Genomic DNA, 23,955 nt, shown 5'->3' on the forward strand with positions numbered 1-23,955 from the left:
AAAAGCGAATTAAATCACAATATCCTCTACGAATATCTTTCGTATATTTGCGCTACATTCAAAAAAACTCACATGTCATCACATCATATAGTTCGCGACGATCAGGAACCAGCTTTAATAATTGCAAACGGAGCGGCCTGCGATCCTGAATTATTAGGACAATTGCTAGAATGGTCTCCGCTCGTTATCGTTTTAGATTCGGCAATAGAAAGAGTTATTGAATTGGGTATTAAAGTTGATGTGCTTTTAGGAGATTTTGACCGAGGTTTTGATCCTGAAATCTATAAAACGTCACAATATCCGTTAGAAATTGTTCATACTCCAGATCAGGATAAAACCGATTTAGAAAAAGCTTTTGATTATTTAGTTAAAAGAAAAATTCCTGCCGTAAATGTAGTTTGGGCAACCGGAAGACGTGCAGATCATACGATTACCAATTTAACTAATATTGTTCGTTACAGAGATTTACTTAAAATTGTAATTCTTGATGATCATTCAAAAATCTTTTTGCTTCCAACAAAATTTGAAAAATGGTATACTGCCAAAACTCCAATTTCTCTAATCCCAATTGGTGTTGTAAACGGCATTTATTCTACCAATTTAGAATATCCTCTGCAAAATGACACCTTAACAATGGGTTACAGAACCGGAAGCAGTAATTCTGTAGCAAAAGATGGCTTAGTTACAATTAACCACACAAACGGCGATTTGTTATTGATGGAATGTTTTGATTAAAGAGTCGAAGGCTCGGTTTATATTGTAAGACTGGATTTTAATCCAGTCAAAAAGGAATGCGTACCTTTGCATCGAAATAAATCAAAATGAAAGCAGAAAACAATTCCCAAAAAGACAATTTACATCCAAGAAATCTTCATCGTTCCAGATATGATTTTGAACTTCTAATTTCAAATTGTCCCGAATTAAAGGCTTTTATTTCCATTAATAAATACGGAATCGAAACTGTTGATTTCGCTAATCCAAATGCGGTAAAAACTTTAAACAAGGCTTTATTGCAAACTTATTACGATATTCAAAACTGGGATATTCCTAAAAATTATCTTTGTCCGCCAATTCCGGGCCGAGCCGATTATATTCATTACATAGCCGATTTATTGGCCGAAACAAACAATAATCAAATTCCAGAAGGAAATTCTGTTTTAGGATTAGATATCGGATCGGGTTCAAATTTAATCTATCCGATATTAGGGAATTCCATTTACAACTGGAGTTTTGTTGCGACTGATATTGACAAAAAAGCAATCGAAAACTGCAGTAAAATTATCGAAGCTAATCCAAGATTAATCGATGCAATCAGCTTACAACAACAAACCGAATCTCGATTTATCTTCAAAAATATTATAATTCCCGAAGACCGATTTACATTCACAATGTGTAATCCGCCTTTTCACGCATCGGCAGAAGAAGCCAATAAAAGCACTTCCAGAAAAGTTTCGAATCTAAATCCAAAAGAAAAAAGAAATACAAATCCTGTTTTAAACTTCGGAGGGCAAAATGCAGAATTGTGGTGCAACGGCGGCGAAATTGGTTTTGTAACCCAAATGATTTATGAAAGTGCAAAGTATGCTTCGCAAGTTTTATGGTTTACGACTTTGGTTTCTAAAAAAGAGAATCTTTCTTCGATTTACAAAACTTTGAAAAAAGTAAATGCTGTTGAAGTCAAAACAATTGAAATGTCGCAAGGTCAGAAAAATAGCCGTATTGTAGCGTGGAGTTTTTTAAATGAAGCTCAACAAAAGTCTTGGAAATTAGATAATCACAAAAAATCATCTGAAAACTATTCACAAGAATATAATGACGATTTAGAAACTGCTGAAGAAAATATCAAAAAAAGTAACTTTCATTCACATAATGAAATGAAAGGCAAAATTGAGCAATGGAAAAAGAAGTAATTTAGAAATTTACTACTTACAATTTAAAATTTTAGACCAACAAAACAACACCCTATATTACTGATTTTCAACTAAACTCTTGATTATATAATTTGGTTTTGCTAAATTTAGTAAACTATTTAAAATCAAGGTTATGGCAGAATATATTGGTTATCTCGCATCTGTTTTTATTGTTGGAGGTTTTTTGCTTAAAGATCTTAAAACAATACGACTCATAAACTTATTTGGATGTATTTGTTTTGTAGTTTACGGCATCTTTTTAAAAGATTACAGAGATTTCAATCAATGGCTTTTACCGATTATTATCCCAAATGCAATTTTATCATTTGTTCAAATCTATCATTTGACAAAAAAGCATAACAGATTGTAATTATGATATTTTAAAACAAAATTCTGATACAATTTCCTTTTTCGATAATCGTAACTTTAAGTTCAAATTGAACTTATAACCATGTCAAAATTATACTCCAGATTAGCAATACTCTTATTTTTAGTAACAAGCTGCGCTTCAACAAAAAAGGCAAAATTTGAAGATTATGTTTTTAAAACCAAAAGCGAAGAACAAAAATATGAAACCGCTTATAACAAGGCTTTAAAACTTTGGGATATTCCGTATACCGAAGAAAATGTAAAAACAAGTTTTGGAACTGCCCATGTTATTATCGCCGGACCAAAAAACGGAAAAGATTTAGTTTTACTCCACGGAATGGACGCCAGTTCAACGATGTGGTATCCTAACATTAAATCTTTAGCCAAAAATCATCACATTTATGCCATTGATTTTTTGATGGAACCTAACAAATCACATTTAACAGCAAAACCTCTTTCATCCGAAGAAATTATCGTTTGGTACAACGAAATTTTCGATCATTATAAATTAAAGAAATTTGATATTATCGGAGCTTCCCGAGGCGGCTGGATTGCAACATTACTGGCGACACAAAAAACCAATTCTATAGATAAAATTATATTGTTAAGTCCTGCGCAGACTTTTAAATTTATAGATAAACCAAGAAAAACATCATCGGCTTTAATGTTAAAATTTTTTCCTAGTGAAAAGAAATTCAGCAAAACATTAAAAGCATTTTCTACGCATCCGGAAAAAATAAGTCCTATCTATAACAGGCAATTTTATTTGGCTAATAAATACGCCAAATCAAATTCGAGCATGTTAAAAATGACGCCTTTTTCAGATAAAGAATTAGAATCAATCAATAATCCGGTTCTGGTTTTAATTGGCGATAAAGATGTTATTAATTCTGAAGAAAGTTTAGAGCGGGCACAAAAACACTTAGTTAACAGCAAAACAAAAATCATAAAAGATGCCGGTCATTTTTTGACAATCGATCAGCCAAAAATTATAAATGATGCTGTTATTAATTTTTTAGATTAGCATTCAAACTTTGTATCTTTACAAAACCAACTTTTCATCAGTAACAAATGAATTTCCAAGTATCTTCAGAATATAGTCCAAAAGGAGACCAGCCGCAAGCCATACAAAAACTCGCACAAGGTGTGGTTGATGGAGAAAAATACCAAACATTATTAGGAGTTACAGGATCTGGTAAAACATTTACAGTAGCCAATGTTATTCAGGAAGTACAGCGTCCTACCATAGTTTTGGCACACAACAAAACTTTGGCTGCACAGCTATATTCAGAGTTCAAACAATTTTTCCCGAATAATGCGGTTGAATATTTCGTTTCTTACTACGACTATTATCAGCCAGAAGCTTTTATGCCAGTAACAGGAGTTTTTATTGAAAAAGATTTATCTATCAATGAAGAGCTTGAAAAAATGCGTTTAAGCACCACTTCTTCCCTACTTTCAGGAAGACGCGATGTTTTGGTTGTAGCCTCAGTTTCGTGTTTATACGGTATTGGAAATCCTGTTGAGTTTAAAAAGAACGTTATTGAGATCAGCAGAGATCAGGTTATTTCTAGAACTAAATTACTCCACAGTCTTGTACAAAGTTTATACGCCAGAACAGAAGCCGATTTTAATCCGGGAACTTTCAGAATTAAAGGCGATACGGTTGAAATTTATCCAAGTTATGCTGATGACGCTTACAGAGTTCATTTTTTTGGAGATGAAATTGAAGAAATAGAATCTTTTGATGCAAAGACTTCTCAGGTAATTGAGAAATTTAAAAGACTGACGATTTACCCGGCCAATATGTTTGTGACTTCGCCTGAAGTCCTTCAAGGCGCAATTTGGGAAATACAGCAGGATTTAGTCAAACAAGTAGATTATTTTAAAGAAATAGGCAAACATTTAGAAGCAAAACGTTTAGAAGAAAGAACCAATTTCGACTTAGAAATGATTCGTGAATTGGGTTATTGCTCTGGAATTGAAAATTATTCCCGTTATCTTGACGGAAGACAAGCTGGAACAAGACCTTTCTGTTTGTTAGATTATTTTCCAAGTGATTTTTTAATGGTTGTTGATGAAAGCCACGTTACGGTTTCGCAAGTTCACGCCATGTACGGAGGCGACCGCAGCCGTAAAGAAAATCTGGTTGAATATGGTTTCCGTTTACCGGCTGCAATGGACAACAGACCTTTGAAATTTGAAGAGTTTGAGGCTTTGCAAAATCAGGTAATTTACGTTTCGGCAACTCCGGCAGATTATGAATTACAGAAATCGGATGGAATTTATGTCGAACAGATTATTCGTCCAACGGGATTATTAGATCCGGTTATTGAAGTGCGCCCAAGTTTAAATCAAATAGATGATTTAATTGAAGAAATTCAGGTTCGCTGTGAATTAGACGAAAGAGTTTTAGTGACAACTTTGACTAAAAGAATGGCCGAAGAATTGGCCAAATACTTAACTAAAGTCAGCATTCGATGCCGTTACATCCATTCTGAAGTTGATACTTTAGAACGTATCGAAATCATGCAGGATTTACGAAAAGGAATTTTTGATGTTTTAATTGGAGTAAACTTACTTCGTGAAGGTTTAGATTTACCCGAAGTTTCGCTTGTAGCAATTCTAGATGCTGATAAAGAAGGTTTCTTAAGAAATTACCGTTCGTTAACCCAAACAATTGGTCGTGCAGCAAGAAACTTAAACGGTAAAGCGATTATGTATGCCGATAAAATTACGGCGAGTATGCAGAGAACAATCGACGAAACCAATTACAGAAGAACAAAACAAATCAATTTTAATGTCGAAAATAATATAATACCTCAGGCATTAAACAAAAAAATAGAAAGTGCTTTTACTAAAAATCCTTTGGTAGAATACGAATTAGGTCACACTTTGTCAGTCGCTGCAGAACCGGAAACGGCATATATGTCTAAAGCTGATCTTGAAAAAATGATTCGTGAGAAACGAAAATCAATGGAAAAAGCAGCTAAAGAATTAGACTTTATGCAGGCCGCAAAACTGCGTGACGATATCAAAAAACTACAGGAACAATTACCTTAATTGTGTTGTTCCTGAAAAACTCTTAATAAAACTTTAGGCTCTATCATGGCATTTGGAGCCTTTTTCATTAAATCTAAAATGCGTTTTACTGCACTTGGGTTCAATCCCATTTCGATTGCAATTTGCTGAATTCCTATTGCCTCTTTTTCATGTAAAATTCCGTCGCAGTGCATAATCAAAGCCAATCTGTAAAACTGCTGAATGCGCTGAAATTCTGATTTTACAACTACTGGTTTCGTTTCCTGATGAAATAAATCATGAAAAACATCCAAATCAATCTTTAATTCCTGAGCAACGTGCCACAAAAAATCATATTCTCTTTTATGCAATTGCCCATCAACTGTAGAAAAGGCAATCAATTCTAAAAGTAAACTTTTCTTTTGTGCTTCGGTATTCATCAATTTATTATTTTTAGCTAAAATATTGCTTTTAAATTAAAAATACAAAATCTAATGATGAGGGGATTTTTCATATTTATATTTCTTTGGATGATTTCCGGAAATGCACAAAGTACGGCTTCAAAAAACGTATCTACTTTCGAAATTGACGCACCTCAATTAAAGACTAAAAAGAAAATCTGGATTTATCTTCCCGAAAATTATTTGGCTTCTGCCAAAAAATACAGCGTGATCTATATGCACGACGCTCAAAATTTATTTGATGCAAAAACTTCTTATGTAGGCGAATGGAATGTCGACGAAAAACTAGACAGTTTAAAAGCGCAGGTGATTGTTGTTGGGATTGAACACGGAAATGAAAAACGTATCGAAGAATTAACGCCTTTTAAAAATGAGAAATACGGTGGAGGAAATGCCGATAATTATTTAGAATTTATCGTAAAAACATTAAAACCTTATATTGATAAAAACTACAGAACCAAAACAAAAGCTAAGAACACAATAATTTTTGGAAGTTCATTGGGCGGTTTGGTTTCGTATTACGGAGCTTTAAAATATCCCGAAGTATTTGGTAAAGCCGGCGTTTTTTCGCCTTCATTTTGGTATACAAACGATATTTTCACTTTTACAGAAAAGATACCAAAAATTAAAACCAAATTTTACTTTTTATGTGGCGATAAAGAAGATGAAAATATGGTGAAAGACATGACCAAAATGGAAAAATTATTAGACACAAAGCGTTGTTACTGTCTTCATCTTACCAAATCTAAAATTGTAAAAGGCGGCGAACATAATGAAAAATTGTGGCGGGACGGTTTTGTAAAAGCGGTTCTTTGGCTTAATTATTGAGAAAAAACATAAAAAAAACAGCACAAAAATCATGAAACTAATTTTAAGAGAATATAACCTAAAACTAAAACACACTTTCACGATTTCAAGAGAATCAATTGATTTTCAGCCTTCGCTGATTGTTGAATTGCAGAGTGATGGTTTTTCAGGTTTTGGAGAAGCAACTTCAAATCCGTATTACAAAACAACGGTTCCAATGATGATGCAGGATTTAGAAAAAATCAGAAGCATTATTGAAAATACTGGAGATGAAACTCCAGATGTATTTTGGGCAAAAATTCATCCGTATTTAAAAGAGGATATGTTTGCACTTTGCGCTTTAGATTTGGCTTATAATGATTTGTATGCTCGTAAAAAAGGCAAAAAATTATACGAATTATGGAATTACACAACCGAAAGAAATCCGCTTACTGATTATACTATCGGAATTGCTTCTATTGAAAAAATGGTTTCAAAAATGCAGGAACTTCCCTGGCCTATTTATAAAATTAAATTAGGTACCAAAGAAGATATTGCCATTATAAAAGAACTTAGAAAACATACCGATGCTATTTTTAGAATCGATGCCAACTGCGGATGGGGCGTTGAGGAAACTATTAATAACGCCATTGAATTAAAAAAACTGGGCGTTGAGTTTTTAGAACAACCTATGAAAGCAGATAATTGGGAAGCCCATAAAGAAGTTTTTAAACATTCTGTTCTTCCTATAATTGCTGATGAAAGTTGTATTATTGAGGAAGATGTAGCCAAATGTCACAACCATTTTCACGGAGTAAATGTGAAATTGGTAAAATGCGGTGGATTAACTCCCGGCAAACGCATGATTGAAGAAGCTAAAAAATTAGGTTTAAAAACAATGGTAGGCTGCATGACGGAATCTACTGTTGGAATCTCTGCAATTGCCCATTTATTACCTCAGCTTGATTATGTCGATATGGATGGCGCATTACTTTTAGCACAAGATATTGCAACCGGAGTAACCATAAAAAATGGCGCTGTGAGTTATTCTGAACTTAACGGAACCGGAGTTACACTTCTATAAAAATGATAGTAGAAAAATTTCCCGACCGTATTATTGAAATTGACCAAGAACAGTATTTGTATTTTGGCGGAACTGCTTATTTAGGATTGCCAACAAACAAAAGTTTTCAGGATTTGGTGATTAAGAACATTCTTAATTGGGGAACTACTTACGGAAGTTCCAGAACAGCCAATATCAAATTAAAGGCTTACGATGAAGGAGAAAAGTTTTTAGCCATTCACATAGGCTCAGAAAGTACGGTTACAGTTTCTTCAGGAATGCTGGCCGGAAAATTGGTTATAGATTTAATGAAAAAGCAGACAGATTGTTTTTTTCATTTTAATGATACGCATAATGCAATCAGAATTGAAAATAGTCTTCCGTTATTCGTTAATGACAAATTAAATGAACGTTTATTAGATTCCAAACGGGAGAAAATAGCAATTCTTACTGACGGTGTTCCTTCTTTTGAAACAAAGCCCGTTGATTTATCATTTTTAAAACAAATTCCAAGTCATAAAGAAGTTACTTTAATTTTGGATGAATCCCATTCTTTTGGAATTTTAGGCGAAAATGGAGCAGGAATTTATTCCTCAATTCAATATCCAGTTAAAAGAAAAATCATGGTTTCTTCCTTAGGAAAAGCTTTCGGATTAACTGGAGGAGTAATTGCTTCCGATTTTGATTTTATCAATGAAATAAAAGAAATGGAAACTTTTACAAGTGCTGCGGGAATGAACCCTGCTTTTGTACAAACCCTTTCTGACGCTGCAGAAATTTATGCTTTGCAGCACATCAAACTACTGGATAATTTAAAGTATGTGGATTCGATTTTAGGCAAAAATAAGAATATCAAGTTTGATAAGAACTATCCTTTGATTTATCTTTTATCAAAGGAATTAGTGGAAAAATTAAAAACCGAAAAGATTATTATTGCCAGTTTTAAATACACAAAAAACGCTGAACCTTTAAATCGAATTGTAATTACAGCCAACCATCTCAAAGAAGATTTAGATAAACTTGCTGTGGTTTTAAATTCTTAATATTATTTAAGGTTGCCACGAATTACACTAATTTCCACGAATTAATTTTTATGCTTTTTGCCACAGATTAAATGGTTTTAATGATTTTTTTAAGCAATTTATAAATCCCGATAATCTTTTTAATCTGTGGCAAAAAAATTAGTGGAAATTAGTGTAATTCGTGGCAAAAAAAATAAATAGCCCGAATTGTTTTTAAACCGTACCTTTGCAAAAAATAAACGATGACAAATAACGATATACTTAAAAAACTTCGCGTGGCTTTGATGCTCCGTGATGACCAAATAGTTGAGATTTTAGAATTAGTAGATTTTAGAATTTCAAAATCAGAATTGGGTGCTTTTTTTAGAGCTGAAGATCATCCTAATTATATGGAATGCGGCGATCAGGTTTTAAGAAACTTCTTAAACGGATTAGTTATTCATTTAAGAGGAACAAAAGAAAATCCTAAAAACCCAACGGATGTTTTAGCGAAACATAAAGCAGAGATTCCGAAGAAAGAAACTTCTAAAGAAAGACCTGAGTTTAAGGCTGCTCCAAAAGATTCTGAAAGAGCTAGAGGCGATCAAAGTCCATCAAAGTCGGGTTCATCAGCTGGAAAACCTAAAAAGAAATCATTCCCAAAAGGAAACGGAAAAACATCTGTTGTAGAAAAAGTGGTTTACAAAAACGGTAAGAATAAGAAATAATCAATATTACGATATCATAATTTCATAAAATCCCTTCGAATATTTGAAGGGATTTTTTATTACACATCATTTATCGTAGAGACGCACAGCAGTGCGTCTACGTCTCGGCAATCCATAATGAGAAATACGTTGCGTAGACGCACTGCTGTGCGTCTCTACGATATACTTTGTCTTAAAAAATATTCTCAAACAAAATGCTTTTTGACATAATTTCAAAAAAAATCCCTCCGAATATCGAAGGGATTTTCTATATAAATTTATTTCTTATTTAATTAAGAAAGAGCAGCTTTAACTTGATCAGCAGCTTCTTGGAATTGAACAGCTGATAAGATTGGCATACCAGAATTGTCAATTAATTCTTTTGCAATCTCAGCATTTGTTCCTTGTAAACGAACAATGATTGGCACTTTAATAGCATCACCCATGTTTTTGTAAGCATCAACAACACCTTGAGCAACACGGTCACAACGAACGATTCCTCCAAAGATGTTAATTAAAATAGCTTTTACGTTTGGATCTTTTAAGATAATTCTGAAAGCTGTTTCAACACGTTTTGCATCAGCAGTTCCTCCTACGTCAAGGAAGTTAGCAGGCTCAAAACCAGCGTATTTAATTAAATCCATAGTTGCCATTGCAAGACCTGCTCCGTTTACCATACATCCTACAGTACCGTCAAGATCTACATAGTTCAATCCTACTTCTTTAGCTTCAACTTCGATTGGATTCTCCTCACGGATATCTCTCATTTCAGCATATTTAGCTTGTCTGTATAAAGCGTTATCGTCGATATTCACTTTAGCATCAACAGCTAAGATTTTGTTATCAGATGTTTTTAAAACCGGGTTGATTTCAAACATAGAAGCATCAGAACCAATGTAAGCATTGTATAATGCATCGATAAATTTCACCATTTCTTTAAAAGCATTTCCAGAAAGACCTAAGTTAAAGGCAATTCTTCTTGCTTGAAAACCTTGTAAACCTACAGAAGGATCAACTTCTTCAGTAAAAATTAAGTGAGGAGTATGCTCAGCAACTTCTTCGATATCCATTCCACCTTCAGTAGAATACATGATCATGTTGCGTCCTGTACCTCTATTCAATAAAACAGAAACATAAAACTCAGAAGTTTCACTTTCACCAGGATAGTAAACATCTTCAGCAACTAAAATTTTGTTTACTTTTTTACCTTCAGGCGGAGTCTGAGGTGTGATCAATTGCATTCCGATGATTTGTTCTGCTAACTCTTCAACTTGCTGTAAGTTTTTTGCCAGCTTAACTCCACCACCTTTTCCACGACCACCTGCGTGAATTTGTGCTTTTATTACGTGCCATCCTGTACCAGTTTCGGCAGTTAATTGTTTTGCAGCAGCTACAGCTTCAACCGCATTGTTAGCCACAATTCCGCGTTGAGTGCGTACTCCGTAACTTGCTAAAATTTCTTTTCCTTGATATTCGTGTATGTTCATAATATAGAATTTGTCTGGTTCTGAATTTAGTTCAGAATAAAAGTCGGACAAAAGTAACAAAATACAACTTAATAGTAAAATCTTTTTCTATTAAAAAATGACACATATAGGTATTAAACGTTTATTCTTTTTCAATGCAAAGAAATAGTTACCGAAACGATTTGTTAAAGTTAACTCAAAACCACTAAAACGTTTGATATTTAACAAAAACATCACCGTATTTATTAGCCTTGAGACGATTTTTCTTAATATATTTTAATTTGGATTATCATTTTATCATTTCGCAATGGTTAATATAATAATATTATCAATTAAGAAGCCTTTTTCTAATATTACAACAAAAATGTAAGCTAAAGTATAATTTCACTACATTATGTTTAACGAAATCTTTATTTTTGTAGAAAAAATATCAAGAATGAAAGTTAAAGAACAAGGGCTTTATCTGCCTGAATTTGAACACGACAATTGTGGTGCAGGATTTATTTGTAATTTGAATGGTATTAAATCAAATGATATTATTCATAAAGCATTAGACATCTTAATTAAATTGGAACATCGTGGTGCCGTTAGTTCTGATGGAAGAACTGGAGACGGGGCGGGAATCTTATTTGATATCCCTCATGATTTTTTTAAGAAAGTTTGTGACTTTGAAATCCCGGAAACGCGTGAGTATGCAGTAGGAATGGTTTTTTTACCAAAAAGCAAAAACCAGGTATCTTTTTGTATCAATGCATTTGAAGCAACTATTAAAGATCAAAATTTAAAGATCTTAGGTTGGAGAGATGTACCTGTTGACGTTGAAAATTTAGGGCAGATCGCCGCAGAAAAAGAACCAACAATTAAACAAGTTTTCGTTTCTAAAAACGGACAAGATTTAACTGAACAAGAATTTAATGCAAAACTTTTTGCAGCTAGAAAAATTGCTGAACATGCAGTAAGAGGTTCGAAGACTTCTGAAAGCCACATGTTTTATTTTACTAGTTTATCGACAACTACTATAATATATAAAGGTCTATTGATGCCGGAAGACATCAGCCGTTATTATATAGATTTGAAAGATCCGGACTTGGTGACTCGTTTAGCGCTTGTACACCAGCGTTTCTCTACAAATACATTCCCATCCTGGGACTTGGCTCAACCGTTTAGATACATGTGTCATAATGGTGAGATCAACACACTTCGTGGAAACGTAAGCCGTATGCGTGCTCGTGAAGAGCTTATGCAGAGCAAAGTTTTTGGCGATGATATCAAAAAATTATTCCCAATTATCTTAGAAGGAAAATCAGATTCTGCTTCTATGGATATGGTGGTTGAACTTTTATTAATGACAGGTCGTTCGTTGCCAGAAGCCATGATGATGGTGGTTCCTGAAGCTTGGGAAAAACACCAGACAATGTCTCCGGAGAAAAGAGCATTCTACGAGTTTAACGCTTGTATCATGGAGCCTTGGGACGGTCCGGCTTCTATTCCGTTTACAGATGGTAACGTAATTGGAGCTTTATTAGACAGAAACGGATTGCGTCCTTCTCGTTATACACTAACACATAGTGGTTTCGTAATCATGTCATCAGAAATTGGTGTATTAGATATCGATCCGGAAGATGTAATTCAGCACGGTCGTTTAGAGCCAGGAAAAATGTTCTTGGTTGATATGAACGAAGGCCGTATTATTGAAGACGAGGAAGTTAAAAAAGCAATCGTTACAAAACGTCCGTACCAAGAATGGTTAGATGCCAACTTATTGCCTTTAGCAAAAGTTCCTTATACGAACAATCCAACTCCGGTTGAAAAATTAGATTTCCAGACAAGACAGCGTTTATTTGGTTATACAATTGAAGATTTAAAAACAATCATCAACCCAATGGGAGGACAAGGGGCTGAAGCAATCAGTTCTATGGGTAACGATACGCCTTTGGCAGTATTATCAGAGCAGCCTCAATTGTTGTATAACTATTTCAAACAATTATTTGCTCAGGTTACTAATCCGCCTTTGGATGGTATTCGTGAAGAAATCATTACCGATATTAGTTTAGCTGTTGGAGGAGATTTCAATATTTTTGAAATTGAATCTAAACAATGTAAAAAATTAAAAATCCAAAATCCGGTTATTTCAAACGAAGATTTAGATAAAATTAGAAACATTGATCACGTAGATTTCAAATCGGCTACAATTTCTACTTTATATAAAATAGAAAAAGGAGTTAACGGTTTAGAGCGTGCGCTTGAAAAATGTGTTCAGGCAACTTTCAAAGCTGTAAATGAAGGATGTAATGTCATCATTCTTTCTGATAGAGGCGTAAGTGAAGAATTAGCTCCAATTCCTATGTTATTGGCTTGTTCTTACATTCACCACTCATTGAACATTTTACAAGTTCGTTCTAAATTCGGAATCATCATTGAATCTGCAGAACCTCGTGAACCTCATCATTTTGCTTTATTATTTGGATACGGTGCAAGTGCAATCAATCCTTACATGGTAAACGAAATCATTCACGATCAGGTAGCGCAAGGTTTCATTACCGGAGTAAAAGCTGATTATGCTGTTGTAAACTACAACAAAGCGATTGCAAAAGGTATCGTTAAAATCATGAACAAAATTGGTATCTCTACATTACATTCATACAGAGCTGCCCAGATTTTCGAGATTTTAGGTTTAAACAAAACATTTACTTCTAAATACTTCCCTTACACTCCATCAAGAATTGAAGGAATTGGTTTAATGGAAGTTGAAAAAGAGGTTAAAAAACGTTTCCAAAAAGCTTTCCCAAATTCAAAAGTAGCAAGTTTGCTTTCTTTAGAAATTGGAGGTATTTACAGATGGAGACGCGGTGGAGAAAAACACATGTTTAACCCAACCACTATTTCTAAATTACAACAGGCAGTTCGTTTAAACAGCCCTGAAAGTTATAAAGAATACTCAAATGCCGTTAACGAGCAAAGCTCAAACTTAATGACTATTAGAGGTTTATTTGAATTCAACAATTTGGATCCAATTTCTATTGACGAAGTAGAACCTTGGACAGAAATTGTAAAGAAATTCAAAACGGGTGCAATGTCTTACGGATCTATCTCTAGAGAAGCACACGAGAATTTAGCGATTGCAATGAACAGAATTGGCGGAAAAAGTAACTCTGGAGAAGGTGGAGAAGATCCAAAACGTTTCCAGAAAGAAATCAACGGAGATTCTAGAAACAGTGCTATCAAACAAGTTGCTTCGGGACGTTTTGGTGTTTCGATCAACTATTTGACAAACGCTAAAGAAATCCAGATTAAAATGGCTCAGGGAGCGAAACCTGGTGAAGGTGGACAATTACCTGGAGAAAAAGTGGTGCCTTGGATTGCTGAAACAAGAAACTCAACGCCTTATGTAGGTTTGATTTCACCTCCTCCTCACCACGATATTTACTCAATTGAAGATTTATCTCAGTTGATTTACGATTTGAAAAATGCAAACCGTGAAGCGCGTGTAAACGTAAAATTAGTATCTGAAGTTGGAGTTGGAACCATCGCAGCCGGTGTTGCCAAAGCAAAAGCTGATGTTATCTTAATTTCTGGTTACGACGGAGGAACGGGAGCTGCACCATTAACATCTTTACAACACACAGGTATTCCGTGGGAACTTGGTTTAGCCGAGGCGCAGCAGACTTTAATCTTAAACGATTTAAGAAGCCGTGTAGTTTTAGAGTGTGACGGACAGTTGAAAACAGGTCGTGACGTTGCTATCGCAGCTTTATTAGGAGCTGAAGAATTCGGTTTTGCAACTGCACCGCTTGTAGCTTCCGGATGTATCATGATGAGAGCTTGTCACTTAAATACTTGTCCGGTTGGTATTGCAACTCAGGATCCTGAATTAAGAAAAAATTTCAAAGGAACTCCAGAGCACGTAATCAACTTTATGTATTTTATTGCTGAAGAGTTAAGAGAAATCATGGCTCAGTTAGGTTTCAGAACTCTAAAAGAAATGGTTGGTCAGTCACAAAAGTTAAATGTGAACAAAGCGATCAAACATTACAAAGCAAATGGTTTAGATTTATCACCAATTCTATACAAACCGGAAAAAGCTAAAACACAGCCAAATCACAATACAACACAACAAGATCACCAACTTGAAAACGTATTAGATTTTGACATCATTAAAGAAGCAATTCCGTCTATTTATAGAAAAGAGAAAACAAGAGTAACATTTAAAATTAAAAATACAGACCGTTCTGTAGGTGCGATTTTGAGTAATGAAATCTCAAAAATTTATGGCGCACAAGGATTACCTGATGACACTATTTTAGTTGATTTTGAAGGTTCTGCCGGACAAAGTTTTGGTGCTTTTGCAACAAACGGATTGTCGTTTAAAATTCACGGAAACTGTAATGATTATTTAGGAAAAGGTCTTTCTGGAGGAAAACTAATTGTAAAAGTCCCTCCTACTGCAACTTTCAAACCTGAAGAAAATATCATTATTGGAAACGTTGCCCTTTACGGAGCTATTACCGGAGAGGCTTATATTAATGGAATGGCCGGAGAGCGTTTCTGTGTTAGAAATTCTGGAGCAACAGCAGTTGTTGAAGGAATTGGAGATCACGGATGCGAGTACATGACCGGTGGTACAGTAGTAGTTTTAGGAAAAACAGGAAGAAACTTCGCAGCTGGTATGAGCGGTGGTGTAGCTTATGTTTACGATCCAAATAAGAAATTCGACTCAACAGTTTGTAACATGGAAATGGTTGCATTCGACCCTATGGAAGAAGAAGATCTTACAAAACTAAGACGATTGATCAAAAATCATTCATTGTACACAAGCAGTCCATTAGCAAAAAGAATTTTAGCAGACTGGGAAAATCAACAAAAGCACTTCGTAAAAGTGATGCCAACTGATTATAAAAAAGCATTACAAAGAATTGCAGAAGAGAAAAAAATAGAAGAATTAATAGCTTAATTAAAAGGTTCTGAGATACAAAGGTGCAGAGGTGCTAAGTTTTCTAACTCACCTCTCACATTTTACAACTCACAACTAAATTTATTTAAATGTCATGGGTAAAATAGGCGGATTTAAAGAATATAACAGAGCCGACGAAAGTAATTTAGCAGTAGCAGAACGTGTTTCGAACTACAACGAATTTACTATTCCGTTAGCAAAAGATAAAGTAAAAGAACAAGGTTCAAGATGTATGGATTGTGGTATTCCTTTTTGCCACAGTGGTTGTCCGTTAGGAAATTTAATTCCAGACTTCAACGACATGGTACATCAGGAAGAATGGCAGAGCGCATTAGAGATTTTACAATCGACTAATAACTTTCCGGAATTCACAGGTCGCTTATGCCCTGCTCCATGCGAAAAAGCATGTGTATTAGGAATCATTAAAGATCCGGTATCAATCGAAAACATCGAGAAAAACATTGTTGAAATTGGTTTTGCAGAAGGATGGATTAAACCTCAGCCTCCAAAAACAAAAACTGGTAAAACAGTTGCCGTTATTGGTTCAGGACCTGCGGGACTTGCAGCAGCGCAGCAATTAAACAGAGCCGGACACACAGTTACGGTTTTTGAAAGAGACAATGCTATTGGAGGTTTATTACGTTACGGAATTCCGAATTTCAAATTAGAAAAAGGAATCATCGACAGACGTGTAGCAATCCTTGAAGCTGAAGGAATCACTTTTAAAACAAATGTAAACGTTGGTGTAAACTTTAGCGTAGCAGAATTAAACGAATTTGATTCTATAGTTTTATGCGGAGGAGCAACAGAAAGAAGAAGTTTGCCAACTAAAGGAATCGAAAGCAAAGGCGTTGTTCAGGCAATGGATTTCCTTACACAACAGACTAAAGTTTTATACGGAGAATCAATTCCGGACCAAATTAAAGCTACTGGTAAAGATGTAATCGTTATTGGTGGTGGAGATACTGGTTCTGACTGTATTGGAACTTCAAACAGACACGGAGCAAAATCGGTAACTAACTTTGAGATTTTACCAAAACCTCCAGTTGGAAGAAGCGAATCAACTCCTTGGCCTTTCTGGCCGCTGCAGTTAAAAACATCTTCTTCTCACGAAGAAGGCTGCGACAGAAACTGGTTAATCAATACTAAAGAATTCATTTCTAATGATAAAGGTGAATTAACTGGATTAAAAACAGTTGAAGTGCAATGGAAAATGACTCCTGGTCAACGTCCTGAATTAATCGAAAAAGAAGGCTCAGAAAAAATCTGGCCTTGCGATTTAGCTTTATTGGCTCTTGGATTTACAGGTCCGGAGAAAACATTAAGCGAGCAATTAGGTCTTGAGTTAGATTTTAGAAGCAATTACAAAGCGCATAATTATCAAACAAACGTTCCTCACATTTTCACGGCAGGTGATATGCGAAGAGGACAATCATTAATCGTGTGGGCTATTTCAGAAGGTCGCGAAGCAGCAAGAGAGGTAGATTTGTTCTTAATGGGATCTACCAACCTGCCTACTAAAGGAAGAGGAGATTTACCGAGTTTATAATTTTTTATAGATTCTAAGATACTGAGATGCTAAGGTTCTAAGTTTTTTTCCTTGCATTTTATTTAATCTTTATTCCAATAAACAACATAACTACTAACAAACCCTTGAATTTATATTCAGGGGTTTTGTTTTTAAATTTAGCCCGCAGATTTCGCAGATTAAACAGATTTAAGCGGATTTATTTTTATCTTTATTTAAATCTGTGTTCATCCGATTGATTCGTACAATCTGTGGGCTATTTTTTTTATAAAAATCCGAAATAAAGCACTTTTTGTTTAAAAACAAACAATTTGTTACAATTTGTTATTTTTCTACAAATAATTTGCAGATAGTTAAAAGTGTAATAACTTTGCCCAAAATGATTTAAAAATGCAAGCAAAAGATTTACTGCAGTTAGCAGACCAATTTGGAAGTCCATTATATGTTTATGATGCCGAAAAAATCCAATCTCAGTACAATAGGTTAACTAAAGCTTTCTCTAAGGTAGAAAACTTAAGAGTTAATTACGCCATGAAGGCATTGTCAAACGTTGCGATTCTTCAGCTATTAAAGAACATGGGGTCTGGTTTAGATACTGTATCAATTCAGGAAGTTCAGTTAGGACTTCATGCTGGCTATGAACCCGAAAGAATTTTCTTTACACCAAACGGTGTTTCTCTTGAAGAAATTGAAGAAGTTGCCGCAATGGGTGTACAAATCAATATCGATAATTTATCTATTTTAGAACAATTCGGAACAAAACATCCTCATATTCCGGTATGTATTCGTATTAATCCACACGTAATGGCGGGCGGAAATGCTAATATTTCTGTTGGACATATCGATAGTAAATTCGGAATCTCTGTACATCAAATTCCGCATATATTGCGAATTGTTGAAAATACAAAAATGAGCATTGTTGGAATTCACATGCACACAGGATCTGATATTTTAGATATCGAAGTATTCTTGTATGCTGCCGAAATTTTATTCGATACTGCAAAACATTTCAAAGATTTACAATTCTTAGATTTCGGAAGCGGATTCAAAGTTCCTTACAAAAAAGACGATATCGAAACTGACATCGAAGAATTAGGTAAAAAATTATCAAAAAGATTCAATTCTTTCTGTGCAGAATATGGCAGAGATTTAACCTTGATTTTCGAACCAGGAAAATTCCTTGTTAGTGAAGCCGGTTTTTTCTTAGCAAAAGTAAACGTGGTAAAACAAACAACATCAACAGTTTTCGCCGGAATCGATAGTGGTTTCAACCACTTAATCCGTCCAATGTTTTACGGTTCACAACATTATATAGAAAACATCTCTAACCCAAAAGGAAAAGAGCGTTTTTACTCCGTTGTAGGATACATTTGCGAAACTGATACTTTTGCCAACAACCGCAGAATCTCTGAAATTACCGAAGGCGATATTCTTGCTTTCAGAAATGCTGGAGCATATTGTTTCTCAATGTCATCCAACTACAATTCAAGATATAAACCAGCCGAAGTTCTATGGATGAACGGACAAGGAATCTTGATTCGTGCACACGAAACATTCGAAGATTTACTTAAAAATCAAATTCCGTTACCGCAAGAAGTTGCAGCAACAGTTTAAAATAAAAAAAAAGAGAATATCACTCGAAGTCCCGTTTCTTAATTGAGGCGGGATTTTTTTATTGTAGATTTTAGAGTTCAGATTTTAGATTTATAAACACCTGTCAGGCTGAGCGAAGTCGAAGCCTGCGCAAAGTAACCGCAGGATTTGGGATTTAAAAAAACCGAACCATTAAAAACATAACCACTTGATAAACAGGTAAAAATACTCGATTACAATTAAAAAGATATAAGTATTTTTGACTTATCTACCTGATTTATAGAAACATAAATCTTCGTTACTACTATTTGCCAAAAAATAGAAATATTAGTCTTCTCCACAATAAATAAACTATCTCGCCAAATACTTGATAAAATTTATATTAACTAATAATTCAATTTAAAGTTATGAAACTTATAAAAATTGGCTCAACAGGAAATGACGTTAAAAAATGGCAGTTTTTTTTAACCGGTTTAGGATTGTATAAAGGAACTGCATCTGGAGTTTTTGATGAAGCTCTGGATTTTTCGACTAAAGAATTTCAAAAAACACACAATTTAAACCCAGACGGTAAAGTAGGAAATTTTACGATTGGAGCCGCTATGTTACTCGGTTTTGGCGTTGTTGTAGATGATGAACAAAATATTACGAATGACAGTTTTCCTCCAAAACCAAATTTTGAACCTATTGTTTCAAATGCCGAAAAACAAAAAATATTTGGAGAACTAAAATTTAAATCTGCTCCTTTACCAGATAATCCCGAAAATATTATAGTTACTAATAATTGGGATAAAGAGAATATTATAAAAATCAAAATTCCACAGCTCATAAAAATTAAAGGTACAGACACCGTTTATTTTCATAAAAAAGCCGAAAAACAATTAATAAACCTTTGGGCAGAATGGGATAAAAACAAACTACTACATCATGTTTTAACTTGGGAAGGCTCATACAATCCAAGATTTATTAGAGGAAGCAAGACAACTTTAAGTAATCATGCATTTGGCACAGCATTCGACATAAATTACAACTGGAATAAACTAGGCGCAGTTCCTGCTTTAGTTGGACAAAAAGGATGCGTTAGAGAATTAGTCGAAATTGCAAATGCAAACGGTTTTTATTGGGGCGGACATTTTACAAGAAGAGACGGTATGCATTTTGAAGTTGCGAAAATTTTAAAATAATTCCATGTTTCACAAAGCAACCGTCATGTTTGTCATTTCGACGAAGGAGAAATATCCGCAACGTAACCACAACGCTTGGAATTTAGAAAATTGAATTTTATTTGGGCATCTCCCTACGGGCAGGGATTTCGGCTATATCTTTTGCTCCGTTTCACTTCACAAAAGGATAACGCCTCTATCCCTGATGCAAAATCGTTTTCATTACAAACAAACTTATTTAGCAAGAAATATTATATTTGAAATAAATACAGAAATAAATCGCAATATTTTTATAGCCTATGAATTCTTTTGAGACGATTTATGATTTTGCATCCGTAGATGGATTTAAAAAATTTCAAGTATTGTTTATACCAATTGGCATTTTTTTATTTTTAAAATTTATTTTATTCTTGATCGAAAACGATGAGGAAGAAAATTTATTTAAAGATCCCGAACGCCAAAAATTCATTGTAAAAATATTCCAGTATCTATCGATATTCCTTTTTTTACTATTCTTAGTACTATTTGGTCGCGGATATTACAAAACAAATGATTTATACAATAATGCCAAATTGCAAACCGAAGGATTTGTAACTAATTTTCATCCAATGCCATCTGGAGGTCATGATAATGAAAGATTTATTGTTAACGGAGTAGAATTTGAATTTTCAGATTTCGACATATCTGAGTTTGGATACAATAATTCGAAGTCACATGGAGGAGCGATTGATGCAAATAAATATGTTCGAATAAGTTATATTAAAATAAAAAATTCAAATCAAATTTTAAAATTAGAAGTACGAAAATAAAAATCAAATTAATATATATACACAAACGAGATACTTAAATAGCTAGTGAACTTTAACCCTAGCTAGCACGAGCGTCCCGCTCGTGAACATTAGTTGAGCAAATCAACAACATAACAACTTTGCCGGCACGAGCGGGACGGTCGCGCAAGCAAGTGAATAAAAATTTCTATTATGAAGATTTCCCGATTTGATTTGTAATCCTTTCATGAATATTGGCAACAATTTTAAAATTTTAAAATGTCTATAACTAAAATTATACTATTATTGATTTCTTTCTTTATATGGTCAAATAATATTCATGCTCAGGACACAATAAAATTGAAGAAAAAACCAAAAGTTATACTTCATAGCTGGTATCCAGAATTTAAAGAATTTCCCAAGCTCAAAGTCGGAGAAAGTAAGGTCCTTTTTTCTGTAGTTCCTGAATTTGAAAAATTAGCTATTCGAAATAACCACATAGATTTAAAAACAGCAAATAGCGATATTCAAATTGAAGAAACTGAAAAAAGAAATCAATATGTAATTACTGTACATTCAACAAATTCAAAATATATTGAATTTGAAGTATGGTTAGATTTAGGAGATGAAAAAATTCTAATCATACAAAACGGGCAATGGAAAAAGATTACTGAAGTTTACACTACTAAAGACAATAGAATTTTATTAGATATAATAAAACTAGAATTAAAAAAATAATCCCAATTAAATTCTATGAAAATCATAATACGAATATTATTTTTTATTGGGCTTTTTCTTTTAATTGTCAGCTATTTTATTACTCCGTATATTATCAACGATGGAGAATATATAGTGGTTGACGAAGATGGAATAGGATTCTTAAAAATGTTATATATCATTACTAGTATTATTTTTGGATATCTATCTTTTACATTTCTTAGAGTTTTTAAAAATAAAGGTTATTTAATTTTTTCTTTCGTTTTTCTTATTCTTAGTTTAATATATTTAGGCAAAATGTTTTTGTATTTTGATAAATTTTTAGCGTGAATACAAGTTTTCAAACATAAACTAAACACTAGAATTAGCAGGTAAACTTTAAAAACAATATACACTTCCTACACTTCACTATGAAAAACCCATTTCTACTAATTTTAATCACTACCATCAGCTTTTATTCACAAACTAAAATAGAACTAAGAGATTTGACTTTTCAGGTTCCAAGTGAATTTACACAAGTAAAAAAAGAAAATGGAGGATTAAATTATAGTGACTTTTATGAAAATGGAAAAATTTTTATTGATTCTACTAATATAGAAGGATCAACGTTCATTGGATATCAGTATTATGAAAATTTGTATGCAGGCGAAGAAAGATCTGAAAGTGTGCTAAAAATGCTTAACAAAATAACTGCAGAAGACTATAAATGTGACACTTTAATAATTGACGCCAATAAAAATTATTCACTTGCCAGATATAATGTATTCGGAAAAACATTATTTGAAGCAAAGGGCCTTGGAGAAAAAGGCTGGATTAATATTCAACTTTTTGCGGATCCTAAAAATGACAAATCAAATTTTCAAAAAATGTTGTTCGTTCTGGGAACTATAAAACATTCAGGTCCTTATGGCAAAGAATATCAAGAGCGAATGAATGAGTCCGGAAATGCTTCAAAATTTGCAATTTTAGCATTTATTGTCTTTTTAATAATTCATTTTTTAAGAAAGCAAATGAATAAAAATAATGCATAACTAGTATTGGAAATTCTCAATATAAGAATTATATCACTGAAATTATTTACATAACTTGCATTAACAAAAACAAACAAAATGAAACCACAAATACGAATCCTCTTTTATTCAATTCTCTTCTTTTTATATCTTACTGCAACTTCCCCTTTATTGTTGCTGGGCGAAAAATTAAAAACAGATCCTTATTTAACTTTAGGTTGTGGATTTGCCGTTCTTAATCTTATATATGCATTTTTAGCCTTAAAATGGAAACCTTTACTAAATATACTTTTCGCTGTTGGGATTGCTGCTTTGGCTTTATTTCTGGCTCTGAAGTTTACAAACTTGCATTTGCTTTTAAATTACGATCCGTATCAGGTTAAAACTGCCATATTTGCAAATGCTGTATTTTCAATTATTTTTTGGGAAATTGTTTATCAGGTGAAAATTAGAAGAGGATAAAAAATATGAAAAACCTACTTTTCTTAGTACTCTTTTTATTCTTTTTCCAAACATCTTATTGCGATGTTGTTCCTCCAAACACGCATTATTATGGAAAATGCGTCAAAATAATAAACATAGATGAGTTTCCGGATTATTCTTTTATTGGCTATATAAAACAAGTTTCAGGAGACCACTCTACTGAATCGTATATTATAAATTCTAAAGATTGTATTCACAAAGGATATAAATTCAACATGTTTTATATCGTAGCTGCCAAAAAAAGTTATCTTTTAAATAAAAATTTAGATACTCTGAATTGGTTAGAGGATAAAAATGTTCTAAAAGCTAATATTTCTATTGGCAGCGAGGGCGGATATACTGATAATGACGACCCTATGTCTTTTCTCGAAGAACAGTATAAAATTGTAAAACTTACCAAGACAAGAATTATATTATATAAATGCAAAGAATTATTTGAATATAGTAATGGAGAACCGTTTTCGGTAAAAGAATATGCTTATGAAGAACAAAGCAAAAGCGATGTTTATCCTTTTAAAAATGACGACAGAGTAATTGAAATTTATCCAAACACTAAAATATTTCATTTTTTACTCGCATTGCTGGTTACCATTTTCATTGAAACTCTTGTTTTATTTCTTCTATTTAAAACCAAATACAAGAAACTAAGCATAACAAATAAGCTGTTATTAATTACAGGATTTATAACTTCATTTTCAACATTACCTTATGTTTGGTTTGTTTTTCCTGCCTTTATAGCATCTCGATTTCCTTATATCGCATTTAGCGAATGTTTTGCAATCATAATTGAATCGGTTATAATTTATAAATTATTAAAAGTAGATTATAAAAAGGCGCTTTTAACTTCTGTAATCTGTAATGTAATCTCATTTTCAATCGGACTGCTTATTAATTGGAATAGTGTTTATGATATTATTGTGAATTTTATAAACTAATAAATAATTTACCAAGATTAAAAT

19 protein-coding genes and 1 pseudogene are annotated in these 23,955 nt (G+C 33.5%); 18 read left to right on the plus strand and 2 right to left on the minus strand.

Features of this window, described 5'->3' with window-relative positions:
* Window positions 1–72 precede the first annotated feature (72 nt).
* From J2Y38_RS09835 to uvrB, 5 genes are all read left to right on the plus strand, one after another.
* Entirely contained in the window at window positions 73–735 is a 663-nt protein-coding gene (locus J2Y38_RS09835) for a thiamine diphosphokinase (RefSeq protein ID WP_073487316.1), read from the plus strand.
* An 86-nt stretch (window positions 736–821) separates the two neighbouring features.
* Window positions 822–1,910 carry a 23S rRNA (adenine(1618)-N(6))-methyltransferase RlmF gene (rlmF, locus tag J2Y38_RS09840; protein WP_309841766.1) on the plus strand — a complete coding sequence of 363 codons (1,089 nt, stop codon included), beginning with the start codon at window positions 822–824 and terminating at the stop codon, window positions 1,908–1,910.
* Window positions 1,911–2,043: 133 nt separating this feature from the next.
* The gene (locus J2Y38_RS09845) at window positions 2,044–2,280 is read left to right on the plus strand and encodes a uroporphyrinogen decarboxylase (RefSeq protein WP_309841767.1); all 237 of its coding nucleotides are present in this window, start codon (window positions 2,044–2,046) and stop codon (window positions 2,278–2,280) included.
* Between the two features lie 81 nt (window positions 2,281–2,361).
* Window positions 2,362–3,303 (plus strand): alpha/beta hydrolase, encoded by a 942-nt coding sequence (locus J2Y38_RS09850; protein ID WP_309841768.1) that lies wholly within the window; start codon window positions 2,362–2,364, stop codon window positions 3,301–3,303.
* A gap of 47 nt (window positions 3,304–3,350) precedes the next feature.
* Window positions 3,351–5,342: an excinuclease ABC subunit UvrB gene (gene uvrB / locus J2Y38_RS09855; protein ID WP_309841770.1), complete on the plus strand. Its 1,992-nt coding sequence runs from the start codon at window positions 3,351–3,353 to the stop codon at window positions 5,340–5,342.
* On the opposite strand, the gene J2Y38_RS09860 is transcribed toward uvrB, so the two are convergent.
* Complete coding sequence (locus J2Y38_RS09860) at window positions 5,339–5,740, minus strand: excinuclease ABC subunit B (protein ID WP_309841771.1); 402 nt, start codon at window positions 5,738–5,740, stop codon at window positions 5,339–5,341. The genes uvrB and J2Y38_RS09860 overlap by 4 nt on opposite strands.
* Before the next feature lie 57 nt (window positions 5,741–5,797).
* Here J2Y38_RS09860 and J2Y38_RS09865 point away from each other — a divergent pair, with 57 nt between their 5' ends.
* From J2Y38_RS09865 to J2Y38_RS09880, 4 genes are all read left to right on the plus strand, one after another.
* A complete protein-coding gene (locus J2Y38_RS09865) occupies window positions 5,798–6,589 on the plus strand; it encodes an alpha/beta hydrolase (RefSeq protein ID WP_409025139.1) in 792 nt (263 codons plus the stop codon).
* A 31-nt stretch (window positions 6,590–6,620) separates the two neighbouring features.
* On the plus strand, window positions 6,621–7,631 hold the full coding sequence (locus J2Y38_RS09870; RefSeq protein ID WP_309841775.1) for a dipeptide epimerase: 1,011 nt from the start codon (window positions 6,621–6,623) through the stop codon (window positions 7,629–7,631).
* A 2-nt stretch (window positions 7,632–7,633) separates the two neighbouring features.
* On the plus strand, window positions 7,634–8,653 hold the full coding sequence (locus J2Y38_RS09875) for an aminotransferase class I/II-fold pyridoxal phosphate-dependent enzyme (RefSeq protein WP_309841778.1): 1,020 nt from the start codon (window positions 7,634–7,636) through the stop codon (window positions 8,651–8,653).
* A 221-nt stretch (window positions 8,654–8,874) separates the two neighbouring features.
* Complete coding sequence (locus J2Y38_RS09880) at window positions 8,875–9,339, plus strand: DUF1456 family protein (protein WP_309841781.1); 465 nt, start codon at window positions 8,875–8,877, stop codon at window positions 9,337–9,339.
* Between the two features lie 272 nt (window positions 9,340–9,611).
* On the opposite strand, the gene sucC is transcribed toward J2Y38_RS09880, so the two are convergent.
* Complete coding sequence (gene sucC, locus J2Y38_RS09885; RefSeq protein WP_073487296.1) at window positions 9,612–10,805, minus strand: ADP-forming succinate--CoA ligase subunit beta; 1,194 nt, start codon at window positions 10,803–10,805, stop codon at window positions 9,612–9,614.
* Window positions 10,806–11,220: 415 nt separating this feature from the next.
* Between sucC and gltB the strand changes: the two genes are divergently transcribed.
* The 9 genes and pseudogenes from gltB (at window position 11,221) to J2Y38_RS09930 (ending at window position 23,931) form a co-directional block, all read left to right on the plus strand.
* On the plus strand, window positions 11,221–15,735 hold the full coding sequence (gltB, locus tag J2Y38_RS09890; RefSeq protein ID WP_309841784.1) for a glutamate synthase large subunit: 4,515 nt from the start codon (window positions 11,221–11,223) through the stop codon (window positions 15,733–15,735).
* 94 nt (window positions 15,736–15,829) lie between these two features.
* Complete coding sequence (locus J2Y38_RS09895; RefSeq protein WP_309841786.1) at window positions 15,830–17,284, plus strand: glutamate synthase subunit beta; 1,455 nt, start codon at window positions 15,830–15,832, stop codon at window positions 17,282–17,284.
* A gap of 366 nt (window positions 17,285–17,650) precedes the next feature.
* Window positions 17,651–18,877 (plus strand): annotated as a pseudogene (gene lysA / locus J2Y38_RS09900) (diaminopimelate decarboxylase); the annotation flags it as partial.
* A gap of 386 nt (window positions 18,878–19,263) precedes the next feature.
* Window positions 19,264–20,040 (plus strand): M15 family metallopeptidase, encoded by a 777-nt coding sequence (locus tag J2Y38_RS09905; protein ID WP_309841788.1) that lies wholly within the window; start codon window positions 19,264–19,266, stop codon window positions 20,038–20,040.
* A gap of 389 nt (window positions 20,041–20,429) precedes the next feature.
* Window positions 20,430–20,828 (plus strand): hypothetical protein, encoded by a 399-nt coding sequence (locus J2Y38_RS09910; RefSeq protein WP_309841790.1) that lies wholly within the window; start codon window positions 20,430–20,432, stop codon window positions 20,826–20,828.
* 237 nt (window positions 20,829–21,065) lie between these two features.
* The gene (locus J2Y38_RS09915) at window positions 21,066–21,524 is read left to right on the plus strand and encodes a hypothetical protein (protein WP_309841792.1); all 459 of its coding nucleotides are present in this window, start codon (window positions 21,066–21,068) and stop codon (window positions 21,522–21,524) included.
* A 389-nt stretch (window positions 21,525–21,913) separates the two neighbouring features.
* Complete coding sequence (locus J2Y38_RS09920) at window positions 21,914–22,534, plus strand: hypothetical protein (RefSeq protein ID WP_309841793.1); 621 nt, start codon at window positions 21,914–21,916, stop codon at window positions 22,532–22,534.
* A gap of 78 nt (window positions 22,535–22,612) precedes the next feature.
* A complete protein-coding gene (locus J2Y38_RS09925; protein ID WP_309841794.1) occupies window positions 22,613–22,975 on the plus strand; it encodes a hypothetical protein in 363 nt (120 codons plus the stop codon).
* 5 nt (window positions 22,976–22,980) lie between these two features.
* Window positions 22,981–23,931 (plus strand): hypothetical protein, encoded by a 951-nt coding sequence (locus tag J2Y38_RS09930; protein ID WP_309841795.1) that lies wholly within the window; start codon window positions 22,981–22,983, stop codon window positions 23,929–23,931.
* Window positions 23,932–23,955 lie beyond the last annotated feature (24 nt).

It is taken from the genome of Flavobacterium sp. 2755 (assembly GCF_031455715.1).
Lineage (GTDB): Bacteria > Bacteroidota > Bacteroidia > Flavobacteriales > Flavobacteriaceae > Flavobacterium.